General features: G+C 41.2%; 8 protein-coding genes. 5 read left to right on the top strand and 3 right to left on the bottom strand.

The window, feature by feature from the left end; translation table 11 throughout:
* Window positions 1-64: 64 nt before the first annotated feature.
* Entirely contained in the window at window positions 65-1,297 is a 1,233-nt protein-coding gene (locus PUND_RS16550; protein ID WP_075169987.1) for a threonine/serine exporter family protein, read from the top strand.
* A gap of 41 nt (window positions 1,298-1,338) precedes the next feature.
* On the opposite strand, the gene PUND_RS16545 is transcribed toward PUND_RS16550, so the two are convergent.
* Window positions 1,339-2,397 (bottom strand): alcohol dehydrogenase family protein, encoded by a 1,059-nt coding sequence (locus tag PUND_RS16545; protein ID WP_010389258.1) that lies wholly within the window; start codon window positions 2,395-2,397, stop codon window positions 1,339-1,341.
* An 11-nt stretch (window positions 2,398-2,408) separates the two neighbouring features.
* Window positions 2,409-2,915 carry a TetR/AcrR family transcriptional regulator gene (locus tag PUND_RS16540; RefSeq protein ID WP_010389260.1) on the bottom strand — a complete coding sequence of 169 codons (507 nt, stop codon included), beginning with the start codon at window positions 2,913-2,915 and terminating at the stop codon, window positions 2,409-2,411.
* 226 nt (window positions 2,916-3,141) lie between these two features.
* Here PUND_RS16540 and PUND_RS16535 point away from each other — a divergent pair, with 226 nt between their 5' ends.
* Window positions 3,142-5,190 (top strand): S9 family peptidase, encoded by a 2,049-nt coding sequence (locus tag PUND_RS16535; protein ID WP_021033124.1) that lies wholly within the window; start codon window positions 3,142-3,144, stop codon window positions 5,188-5,190.
* 136 nt (window positions 5,191-5,326) lie between these two features.
* A complete protein-coding gene (locus tag PUND_RS16530; protein WP_010389262.1) occupies window positions 5,327-6,994 on the top strand; it encodes an RluA family pseudouridine synthase in 1,668 nt (555 codons plus the stop codon).
* A gap of 345 nt (window positions 6,995-7,339) precedes the next feature.
* On the opposite strand, the gene PUND_RS16525 is transcribed toward PUND_RS16530, so the two are convergent.
* Window positions 7,340-7,753: a hypothetical protein gene (locus PUND_RS16525; RefSeq protein WP_010389263.1), complete on the bottom strand. Its 414-nt coding sequence runs from the start codon at window positions 7,751-7,753 to the stop codon at window positions 7,340-7,342.
* A 235-nt stretch (window positions 7,754-7,988) separates the two neighbouring features.
* Here PUND_RS16525 and PUND_RS16520 point away from each other — a divergent pair, with 235 nt between their 5' ends.
* Entirely contained in the window at window positions 7,989-10,340 is a 2,352-nt protein-coding gene (locus tag PUND_RS16520) for a TonB-dependent receptor (RefSeq protein WP_010389264.1), read from the top strand.
* A 17-nt stretch (window positions 10,341-10,357) separates the two neighbouring features.
* The gene (locus PUND_RS16515) at window positions 10,358-12,511 is read left to right on the top strand and encodes an FAD-dependent oxidoreductase (RefSeq protein ID WP_010389266.1); all 2,154 of its coding nucleotides are present in this window, start codon (window positions 10,358-10,360) and stop codon (window positions 12,509-12,511) included.
* Window position 12,512 lies beyond the last annotated feature (1 nt).

The following is a 12,512-nucleotide window of genomic DNA, read 5'->3' as shown; positions in this document are numbered from 1 at the left end:
GGCAATTTTAGCATTATTGCCTATATTTTTAGCTTAGTTATTTAATAGTTGGTTCAAAACAAATTTGAAAACCGCAACGTTTACTGAAAAACGCAAATTTATCGTTAAATTGGGCAAAATGCTCCATAAATACGGTACACCTGCCTATCGCTTAGAAGCCCACTTAATGGAAGTGGCGACTTATTTAGATCTTAAATCATCGTTTGTTATGTCGCCCACGTCGGTTACCTTTGTTATTTGGACCGATGGCCATGAAGATGAATATACCCATGTTGCCCGTGTTGACCCAGGCGATCACGATTTAGGTTCACTTGCCGATACCGATGACCTAGTTAATAAAATGCTTAATGGTGAGCTCACGTTGCAAGAGGTTGATCAGCAACTTGATATTATTTTTGATGCCCCAAATCCTTATAACAGAGTGCTGACAGGCGTTGCCTTTGCCACCTCTGGCGGCGCATTTGCAATGCTTATGGGCACCAGTTGGAATGATGTTCTGTGGTCTGGGTTATTAACCTTTATTGTATACTTATTTGTATTGTGGTCGGCCCGTTCGAAACGTGTGGCTCACATGCTTGAGCCATTAGTGGCAATAGTGTCGGCTATTCTTGCTTGTGCTATTAGCGTTCATTTGGATGCACACATCAACATTCGATTAATTGTGCTTTCTGCCATTATTGTGTTTATACCCGGTTTAGCCCTTGCACTTGGCCTTGCTGAACTCGCAGCCAGACATTTAGTATCGGGCACAGCTCGCGTTATGGACTCATTTATGTTGCTGTTTAAGCTTTATTTTGGGGCTTTTATTGGTCTTGCTATTGGCTTTGCGGTCTTTGGGCAAGCCGATTTCGTACAACCAGAGCCGTTACCAAAGTGGACTGCATGGCTCGCTATTTTACTTTTATGTAGTAGCTTAATCGTTATTTTTAGAACTAAGCTTAAACATGCAATCTGGTCTATTGCCTCAGGCTTTATAGCTTATGGCACCAGTATTGGGCCTGCTATATATTTAGATTTAAATTACACGTTAGGCACCTTTATTGGTGCATTTTCAGTCGGTGTATTTAGCAACTTATTTAACCGTGTTGCCAATGCTCCGGCCTCTATTGTAGCTATGCAGGGATTAATTGTATTAGTGCCTGGGAGCAAAACATATATTGGTTTAAACTCACTAATTGAAGGCCAAGACTTTGTTTATGCAGATCATATTGGTCAGCAAACGTTTTTAATTTTCATGTCGCTCGTGGCCGGACTTATTTTTGCAAACGTGGCACTTCCTCCTAAAAAGAGTTTGTAAGCTTAAAGCTCGTTAACTTTAAAATAGCGGGCTTTAGTGTGCTATTCGCTGTGCGGTATTGTTAAAACAATTTTTCCCACGTGCAGCTTTTGCGAAAACACTTGTTGCGCTGTTACTATTTCACTTAATGGCAATGTTTGCGCCACTATCGGCTTAATTTTTTCCTGCTCAATAAAGTTTACCAAGCTTTTAAATACACCTGGTTCTATAACTGTGCAGCCAAAGAATGTTAAATCTTTTAGATACAATGTACGAATATCAAGCTCAACTAACGCTCCTCCAATTGCCCCCGACACCGCGTAACGCCCTTTTGGCTTTAAAACCTCTAATAACTTTGGCCATTGCTCCCCTGCTACTAAATCGATAACTACATCAACACTGCTTTTACCCAAGGTTTTAATTAAATCGTCTTCACGAGATAAAACTTTATCAGCACCTAAATCTTTTAACTGCTGCGCCTTACTTTCACTAGTGATTGCAATAACATTAGCACCGCGCGCTTTTGCTAACTGCACAGCAGCAGAGCCAACACCACCGGAAGCTCCAGTAATTAATACAGTTTGCCCTTGTTGCGGGTTAGAGCGGTACAACATATTTTCAGCAGTTGAGTATGAGCACGGAAACGACGCAAGCTCTACATCGCTATAGCTGCTATTAATTTTATATGCATGCAAAGAATCAACTACAGTATATTGTGCAAAACCACCGTCGCACTCTGAACCAAAATACCACGGTGTTTTCAATGATTCACCGTTAGCTTTTAGCAAACATGGTTCAACTAAAATACGCTCGCCAATTCGATTTTTATCAACACTTTCACCAACGGCTATAATCACACCACATACATCAGCACCTTGAATGCGGGGAAATACTAATGCATTACCAGACCAGCTAGCATCATCGCTTTCATCACCTTTTTTTGAATACCAAGCTAAACGTGTGTTTAAGTCAGTGTTATTTACTCCCGCCGCCATGACTTTTATTAATACGTCGGTACTTGCAAGACTAGGTACAGCTATATCGGTTGCATATTTTAGCGTATCAAAATCGCCATGGGCTGTGAGCTGCACGCCATGCATTGTAGTGGGTAGGTTTGCCATTATTTGCTCCTTTAAATTAACTTTAAGATACTTTGTTTTGCGGCTAGTACTGCCTCATCACCTATTACTGGCCATGCGCTCGAAACCCCTTCATGCAATAAGAATAAGCTACTCGCTATTGATGCATTTAAGCTTTGCTCACCTAACAATTGCTTAACCTCATTTTTATGATTTTGCACTGCGCTGCTAATTACTTCGTCTTCAGGAAATGCCGACAATGCATTAATTGATAAACAGCCATTAGGTGCATACTGCTGCATCCATAATTTAAGCTGATCAAACATATGTAAAACCGCATTTACACCTTCACCGGGTGAGTCCTTTAGTAAAAAATGTAGATACCGAGTATGGCGATACTCAAGTGCAGCAATAATCATTGCTTGCTTTGAAGGATAATATTTATAAAGGGTACGTAAGCTGACACCACTGAGCTTTTGCAGCTTTGCTACGCTTGGTTCGGCAAAACCATGCTGGCTAAAGGCAACCTCTAACGCTGCAGCTATTTCTTGTTTAAGCATATTTTTATACCAATGTAGAATGAACACTCTACACAGATAGTAGAGCGTTCATTCTACCATGTCAATATATCAGTTACAGTCCAAAGGTAAAAACACTGAGTAACTGGCAAACACTGAGCCTATACAGTTCATATCTCTGCGTTTTTTGTTAGATCATCGCATTTTTTAGTATATTGAGAACACCTTGCTATAATGGCTGAAATCTAATAAAGCAAAGGAAATAACAATGCTAAAAACTAGCTTAGCGATAGCAATTGGGCTTTCAAGCTCACTTGCATTTGCGCAATCAGCAATTACTGTTGAAGACATTCCAAAAGTAAAATCGGTAATACAAACAACCGTTAGCCCCGATGGCGACAGTGTTGCATTTACCCGTTCGTTACCTCGCACGCTTTACGTTGATGAAAATGGTAGTAATTACAGTGAGCTTTACGTTGTTGACGGTAAAGGTGTTGAACGCCCTTTTATTACCGGTTCAGTTAATATTAAAAGCCTACAATGGTCAAACGACAGCAAAACAATTTACTTTTTAGCGAAATTAAAAGACGACAAATATACTTCGCTTTACCAAATACCTGTTGATGGCGGCCAAGCACAAGCGGTTATGTCATTAAAAGACACATCTATTTCAAGCTATCAGTTAAGTCCTGATAACAAGCAAGTCGCTATTTTAGCAATGCCAGCTGCTGATAAGTCAGAAAAAGAACTTAAAAAACTTGGCTTTAAAGCAGAAGTGTACGAGCAAGGCCTTAAGAACAAGCAGCTTTTTATTGTAGATTTAGCTAAAGCCGACAAGCCACTTACCCCTACCGCACTCAATGTTGATAACTACGTGAGTGACGTTAATTGGGCTGCGAATGGTGAAAAGCTTCTGGTTAAAACTCAACCTACTGCACTAATTGATGATAAATACACAAAATCGATGTGGCACTTGTTTGATATTGCAAGCAACAAGGTCACCTTATCGTTTAAAACTGAAGGTAAGCTAGGCGATGCCGAGCTTTCGCATGACGGTAAATACATTGCTATTTTAGGTGCTGAAGATAAGCACGACCCTGCAACTGGCCGCTTATTTATTGCCGATACTAAAACCGCCGAAATCACTGAATGGTTACCTAACTTTATGGGCCACGTTGTTGACTTTGAATGGTCGCATAAACGTAACACGCTTAACTTTATTGCCAATATTGGCACAGAAAGTTTTGTTGCGAGCATTAAAACCGGCTCTAACAAATACAAGAAGCTAGTAAAAGAAGGCAAATTTATTGCCTCACAGCTAAGTGTTTCTGATTCAGATAAAACCCTAGCACTTCGTGGTAACACGGCAAAACACCCTAACGAAGTCTTTATTGTGCGCAGTAACAAGGCAAAACGTTTAACTGATTCAAACAGCTGGTTAAACGACAAACGCTTTGCTAAACAAGAAACAATTACCCTTAAAGCGCGTGACGGTGTAGAACTTGATGGTGTTCTAGTTTACCCACTCGATTATGAAAAAGGCACACGCTACCCACTAATTATGTCGGTACACGGTGGCCCAGAAAGTCATGATAAAAACGGCTGGGGAACTAACTACTCGCGCCCTGGTCAAATGGGTGCTGCACGTGGTTATGCGGTATTTTACCCTAACTACCGAGGTTCAACAGGTAAAGGCGTAGATTACTCTAAACTGGGTCAAAACGATTACGCAGGTAAAGAGTTTGACGACTTAGTTGACTTTAAAAATCACCTTGTTGATTTAGGATTAGTTGATACTAAACGCGTGGGTATTACCGGTGGTTCTTACGGCGGTTATGCATCAGCCTGGGGCGCTACAAAGCTAACCGAGCACTTTGCTGCCAGCGTTATGTTTGTGGGTGTCACTAATCAGCTATCTAAATTTGGTACTACTGATATTTCAAACGAAATGAACCTAGTTCATGCGCGTTCATACCCATGGGATAAATGGCAATGGTACCTAGAGCGCAGCCCAATTTACTGGGCGGGTCAATCTGAAACGCCACTGCTTATTATGCATGGTAAAGACGATCCTCGCGTTCACCCTGCACAATCTATGGAACTTTACCGTTACATGAAAGTGCAAGGTAAAGATGTTCGCCTTGTTTACTACCCAGGAGAAGGCCATGGTAACCGTAAAGTAGCGGCACAGTACGATTACAGCTTGCGTTTAATGCGTTGGATGGACAACTACTTAATGGAAGGCAAAAAAGACATGCCTGCATTTGAAATTGACCATGCAGCTAAATTAAAAGCAGTGAAAGACGCCAATAAATAAGTATTAGCTTAATACCAAAGGCCAACATAAATATGTTGGCCTTTTTGTTTGTAATGCCAGGCATGCTTAGTGGCAAAGCGCTGCTTATGTTACACTCTGACTAATTATTCTGTTAACTGCTAATCACACTATTGCCATGTCAAACCCTGCTAGCTGCTTTACCACTTTTAATGAAAATATAGATAACCTTGCACTGCCTGAGCAGTTTACGTTTCCCTTTTATTATAAGCCTCATCCGCTGGCCGTTGCCGCTGCAAAACAATTACAACAACAATTAAAAAAGCTAGATAAGGCTATTTTAGATACAGATGATATTGATGCCGGTAAAATGTTTGGCGTATTGGTTGTTCAAGATAAGTCGCAACAGCTAGGCTTTATTAGCGCCTATTCGGGGCAAATAGCGGGGATAGATGAGCAACTGCATTTTGCGCCAAATGTGGCACTTAAACATATAGACGATGCAGAATTTAGTCAGCAAAGCCAAGTGATTAACGATATTAATGCGCAAATTACAGCCTTGCAAAACAGTGATAATTATCAGCAAATTGAGCAACAATTAACGACTGCTCGCCAACACTATGAGCAACAACTTATCGCCAAGCAGCAAGCGATGCAAGTAACTCGAAAACAGCGAAAACAGCAACGGCAAGCCGCCGGCGAACAACTCAATAATGATGAGTTTGAAAAACTGAAGAACCAATTAGCTGGGCAGAGCATTGTTGAGAAAAAACAACTACAAGCATTAAAGCAACAGTGGCAAACACGCATTGCAGCGCTTGAACAGACACAACTAACAATAGATGATGAAATTAACGGATTAAAAAAACGCCGTAAAGTACTCTCTAAAAATTTACAAAAAAAGCTATTCGCTCAATACCAGTTTTTAAATGCAAACGGCGAAGTGACCGATTTGAATGCTATTTTTGCCAAACTGCCCGAGCACACACCGCCTTCGGGCGCGGGAGATTGTGCCGCGCCAAAATTATTACAATATGCTTATAAGCATAATTTAAAGCCCCTGGCTATGGCCGAATTTTGGTGGGGCGCACCGCCTAAGTCGGCAATAAGACATCATTTACATTATTACCCATCGTGCTATAGCAAATGCCAGCCTATTTTAGGGCATATGCTAGAGGGGTTAAATGTTGAAGACAACCCGCTCTTGGTCAACCCTGCACAGGGTAAAGACCTAACGATTGTTTATCAAGACGATGATTTGTTAGTGGTAAATAAACCAGCTGAATTTTTATCTGTGCCAGGCATTAATATTGACGATTCGGTATATATGCGAATCAAAACTCAGTTCCCACACGCTTCGGGGCCACTTATTGTGCACCGATTAGACATGTCGACTTCAGGGCTGTTAATGATTGCGCTAAATAAACGGGTACATAAAGCACTGCAAAAGCAATTTATAGAGCGTAGTGTAGAAAAACGATATGTTGCTTTAGTGGCAGGTAACATTGCTGCTGATAGTGGTAGCATAGAGTTACCTTTAGTGCTTGATTTTGATGATAAGCCACGGCAAATGGTGTGTTACAAAACGGGGAAGCCGTCATTAACAACATGGCAGGTACTGGAACGTAAAAATAATACCACCCGCTTACAACTCTATCCAAAAACAGGACGTACTCATCAATTGCGTGTTCACTGTGCCCACCACTTAGGGTTAAATACACCTATTGTAGGCGACACCCACTACGGTGAAAAATCAGACCGATTACATTTGCATGCCGAGTATTTAGCTTTTACCCATCCTATTAGTCATGAACGATTAGAATTTGAAGTAGCCGCTGATTTTTAAATCAGCGCTGCTTTTAGTCGAATCGGATTCCAAAACAGTGCCATTTTTTCATATTGCAAAGTAGGTAACTTTTACCGTTGCAATATAGAAAAATTTACCTGCATTATGCAAAGCCACAATCCAAACAATATAAAAACCTATAAAATTCATACTGTTAAAAATTGGCATTAGCTTTGCTTTTATTATTGTACGTATTTATTAAAGCAACTTAAAGCACCAAAAAGTGCTTTTAATTACACACAGTAAATGGCTTGCTAAGCGCTTACTGTGCACAACAGAACTTCCTACACTCCCTGTGTACTTTATTGGTTATAGGCTAACGCTTATAACCATTTTTTTTGCTTATTATTTAACGGTAAATTTTACGTCTTGATCGCGTAATAAATAAAGCGCAAAACACGCAGCCCAAATAGGCCATGCTGCAAAAAACAGTAAATTATTAAAGCCATCTATGTACTGGTTGTAAGAAGACAGCGTTGATAGTCCATGCATTATAAAAATAACACCGTAAGTAATACGTTTTTTAAAACCGACTAAAAATGCTATTACTAGCAATAATTGCAGTGCACCTAAAATATAAGCAATAGTATCGGTAGAGCCACTGATCCCATAAAAATGTTCAAAGATACGGGCGCTATGCCCCGGATTTACAAATTTATCCAGTGTCCACATTACCATAACTATGAAAACCCCTAAGCGCAGCGATAAAAGTGACCATTGCAAACGAGTTTGTAAATCTGTATTGATTGAATCTGTCATAAAATTTCCTTAAAAAAGATATAAATAAACTAATTGGCAAGTAAGACCGTATAAGCGTATTTTTATTTTCAATTAATTAAAATTAAACCTAAACTGATCTTAAGTTGAGTTATTTAAAGGCACTATTATTTAAGCGCTAGGATAAAAAATAAAAATATTAGCAATTGATTGAAAGATATTTTTATCTGTCTTGGTCTTTTGTGTACGTCAACATATAACAATAGAGAAACACGATTTGAAATACACGTATTTAGCTTTAACCCTCGCCCCCCTATTAAATGTAGCTTTAGCTGCTCAGGCTAATGAAACAACTAGCTCTGACCCCATTGAGCGAATTGAAGTGGCAGGTCAAGCGCTTAAATCTAAAAACCTCTCTATTAAAAACACCACAGTAAACGGTCCTTTTGGCGACAACCTAGCTTTGCAAGACATAGCTCGCTCTGTGACCCCTATTTCTAAAGAGTTAATTGAGCAACTTAACATAACAACATTGCACGATGTTCTGGCAGTAAGTCCTAATACATACGCTGCAAGTGGTTTTGGTGCACCAAGTTTACCGACGATCCGCGGCCAGTTAGGTGAGTTATTTCAAGATGGTACTCGACGCCAAGCGGGTAATAATGGTTTTGGTGTGCCGTTGTCGTTTAATGCGATAGAACAAATCGATGTGGTTAAAGGCGCACCACCTGTATTGTTTGGTTCAAGCCAACGTAACGGTGGCTTTGTAAACTTACACTCTAAAACAGCCTCAACTGATCAGCGTAAAGGCAATGTGAAGGTGTCTGCAGGAAGTTGGGATAAGTATAGTGCCCAAGTAGATTACAACGCACCGATTGTTGAGGATAAAATTGGCTTACGTGTTAGCTATGAGCATATTGATCAGGGTAGTTATTATGACTATTCAGCCACACAAAGTGATAGCTTGTTTGCGGCATTAAAAATTTTACCGGATGACAAAAGCAGTTGGGACATTAACTTTGAACTGTACCAAACAGAATTTACCGATAACGCTGGTATAAACCGCCCAACCCAAGCGCTTATCGATCATAATCTGTATATTACTGGTCAAGGGTTACAAGCGAATGGCAGCACAGTGCCTAGCGCAGGGTCTATTATATCGCCTACAGGACAAGTCAAAATAGACACCAGCCGTGTGCTTACCGATCCTGATAATCTCAATCAAGCAACCACTTATTTAGTTCACAGTATTTATAAGCGCGCACTGTCTGATGTAATGTCGATTAAAAACATTACTTACTTTCAACATTTGCAGCGCGAAGAAATAGCACAAAATAGTTTTGTTGAAATAATTGATGGCGCCGATACCGCACAAAACCGCACTGAACTCACCTATCAATGGAGTGATGAGCAGCAAACCTTATTCGCCGTTGATGTTCGTTATAATAAAGTATTGGGTTACAGCCAATTTACTACTGAAGCCGACACACCTATTGATTTAACCGGCCCACTTTCAAACCGCCGCATTCCATTAACTGATACTCAAAAAGCACGTTTGGTAGAGCTACGCCCCGGTGTATATGTATCCCCTGGTGGTCAGTACGATATTAACAATGATGGCAGTGGTGATTTTAATTTATCAGACACTACAGACTCACGCTCATGGCAAACCGGCATTGCCATTCAACAAGACTCACAATGGACTGACAGCTTACGCACCAGTGCTGGCTATCGTGTTGATTACTATGATGTAGAAGCACGCGACCCGATTGCGCCTCAAGGTCAAATAGCGGCTAGTGATAGCATTAACGATACCCTGCAATCAGCGCAGTTGAGCGTTAATTACTCAGTTAATGACGATTTAACCACTTATGCGGCAGCAAGTTATAACGAAGCCACCTCTAACAGCATGGCCGGCGGTAATACGTTAGGTGGTGACAATACAATTAGCGCACAAAATTTTGCTACGGAAAATACTTTAGTCGAGTTTGGCGTGAAATATGCGCCAACACAAAGCGACTGGTATGCAGATGCTGCTGTATTTAGCCAACGCCGCAGCTTACGTAATCGCGATGGTAGCAATACTGGTATTCGTACAACCGGATTCGAAAGCCAAGTATTTTACGACGCTTACCCTTACTGGGTAAGCGCAGGCTACAGTTACATTGATGCCCGTTATGATAACTCTGCGACAGGCCAAGACTCAGCTCAAATAGCCGATGCGTTTGATAATTCGCGTCCCGATATTATTGCGGGTAACAGCATTGGCGCACCCAGTTACACAGCTTTTGCTCCCTCAAACCGTCAAGTACAAGGGATCCCAGAGCAATCGTTAAGCTTAAACGCTAACTATACAATTACTTCTCAGTGGCAAGCTGGATTTTCTGCCCTGTATACTAAAAGCTACCCTTTAGATTTTTTGGCTACCGTATACATTCGCGATCAGCACACCTTAAATGTTAATACCAGCTATGCGTTTACCTCAGCAACTAAATTGAGGCTTGATGTAAATAATATTACCGATCAGCAAAACTGGCGCCCTGTATTTGAAGGTGGCTATTTTGGCGCGACACTCGCGTTCCCAGAATTACCAATTAACGCTAAGCTCACGCTTACCCATAACTTTTAAACCGTTTGAGAGATAGCATGTTAAAAAAACTAAGTTTGTTATTACTGGCGGCGATAGGTGTCGGCTTATTCTTTTTTTATGACCTAAACCAGCTTCTTACCCTCGACGGGCTAAAAGGATCAATGGCACAATTTGATCAGTACAAAGCTCAATCACCGCTTTTGGTGATCGGAGGGTTCTTTTTACTTTATATATTAGTGACCGCGCTATCATTGCCCGGTGCAGCCATTTTAACGCTAGCCGCTGGTGCATTATTTGGTTTGGCTCAAGGGCTATTAGTTGCCTCGTTTGCCTCAAGCATTGGTGCTACGTTAGCATTTTTAGTGTCACGTTATTTATTGCGCGATACCATAAAAAAACGCTTTCCTGAACGCTTAGCCGCTATAGATACTGGGGTTGAAAAAGAAGGCGCATTTTACTTATTTACGCTGCGCTTAGTGCCTGTTTTTCCGTTCTTTTTAATTAATTTATTAATGGGTTTAACCGCTATTAAGTCATGGACTTTTTACTGGGTAAGCCAAGTAGGCATGCTGGCGGGTACATTTGTATTTGTAAACGCAGGTACACAACTTGCGCAAATAGAGAGCTTATCTGGCATTTTATCGCTGGATTTAATTTTATCGTTTGCGTTATTAGGGGTATTTCCGTTAATTGCAAAAAGCCTTATAAATGCAATAAAAAAGCGTCGTGTTTATAAAAACTACACTAAACCTAAAAAGTTCGACCGTAACATGATTGTTATTGGCGCGGGTGCTGGCGGCTTAGTGACAAGCTATATTGCAGCAGCGGTTAAAGCCAAAGTAACCCTAATTGAAGCCGGCGAAATGGGCGGCGACTGCTTAAACACTGGCTGTGTACCTAGTAAAGCTATTATTAAAAGTGCAAAAGTAGCCCAGCAAATGCGCCAAGCTGAAAAATATGGGCTACAAAGCACGACACCGCAGTTTTCGTTTAAAAAAATAATGGCACGTGTACAGCAAGTGATTGCCGATATAGCTCCACACGACAGTGTTGAGCGCTACACAAATTTAGGCGTAGATGTTGTAAAAGGCTACGCCAAACTTATCGACCCGTGGACGGTGGAAATTAAATTAAATAATGGCGGCACGCAAACACTCACTGCCCGTACTATTGTTATTGCCACTGGCGCACGCCCATTTGTACCGCCACTTCCGGGTATTGAAGAAACCGGCTATGTAACCAGCGATACGTTATGGAGCAAGTTTGCTGAGCTTGACGATGCCCCTAAAAAGCTTGTAGTACTTGGCGGTGGGCCAATTGGTAGCGAATTGGCACAAAGCTTTGCGCGTTTAGGTTCAAACGTTACACAAATTGAAATGGCTGAACGCATTATGATCAAAGAAGACTTAGAGGTGTCTAAATTTGCTCACGAAGCGCTAACGCAAAGCGGCGTAAACATTTTAACTTCGCATCAGGCACTGCGCTGTGAAGAGCGCGATGGCAAAAAATTCATTGTGGTAAAACATAACGACAACGAAATCGATATTGAATACGATGAGCTACTATGTGCTGTTGGCCGAAGCGCTCGCCTTAAAGGTTACGGCCTTGAAGAACTAGGTATTGAAACGAGCCGCACTGTAGTCACAAATGAATACCTTGAAACACTCTACCCTAATATTTTTGCCGCAGGCGATATTGTAGGCCCGTATCAGTTTACACACGTAGCTGCTCACCAGGGTTGGTACGCAGCAGTAAATGGCTTATTTGGTAACCTTAAAAAGTTTAAAGTGGATTACCGTGTCATTCCGTGGACCACATTTATTGACCCTGAAGTAGCACGGGTGGGCATAAATGAACAAGAAGCGATTGAAAAAGGCATAGACTATGAAATCACCCGCTTTGAATTTGAAGAGCTAGATCGCGCCATTACCGAAAGCGCTAACAATGGTTTTATTAAAGTGATCACCCCTAAAGGTAAAGACAAAATCCTCGGTGTCACTGTGGTATCTGAACACGCTGGCGATTTAATTGCTGAGTTTGTGTTAGCCATGAAACACGGTTTAGGACTTAATAAAATATTGGGCACCATTCACAGCTACCCAACATGGGCTGAAGGTAACAAATATGTGGCGGGCGAATGGAAACGTGCTCATGCTCCTGAAAAGGTACTTAACTTGCTGGAAAAATACCACGCCTGGCGCAGAGGCTAAT

Origin of the sequence: Pseudoalteromonas undina (assembly GCF_000238275.3) — a bacterium.
In the GTDB taxonomy this organism is placed as follows: domain Bacteria; phylum Pseudomonadota; class Gammaproteobacteria; order Enterobacterales; family Alteromonadaceae; genus Pseudoalteromonas; species Pseudoalteromonas undina.
The sequence above is the reverse complement of the archived record's forward strand: the minus strand, read 5'-3'. Positions and strand labels throughout refer to the sequence as shown.

What these genes read in the sequence shown, in the direction of transcription:
- PUND_RS16545 (WP_010389258.1), bottom strand. Translation starts at nt 2,397, where the DNA reads ATGGCAAACCTACCCACTACAATGCATGGCGTGCAGCTCACAGCCCAT.
- PUND_RS16540 (WP_010389260.1), bottom strand. Translation starts at nt 2,915, where the DNA reads ATGCTTAAACAAGAAATAGCTGCAGCGTTAGAGGTTGCCTTTAGCCAG.
- PUND_RS16535 (WP_021033124.1), top strand. Translation starts at nt 3,142, where the DNA reads ATGCTAAAAACTAGCTTAGCGATAGCAATTGGGCTTTCAAGCTCACTT.
- PUND_RS16530 (WP_010389262.1), top strand. Translation starts at nt 5,327, where the DNA reads ATGTCAAACCCTGCTAGCTGCTTTACCACTTTTAATGAAAATATAGAT.
- PUND_RS16525 (WP_010389263.1), bottom strand. Translation starts at nt 7,753, where the DNA reads ATGACAGATTCAATCAATACAGATTTACAAACTCGTTTGCAATGGTCA.
- PUND_RS16515 (WP_010389266.1), top strand. Translation starts at nt 10,358, where the DNA reads ATGTTAAAAAAACTAAGTTTGTTATTACTGGCGGCGATAGGTGTCGGC.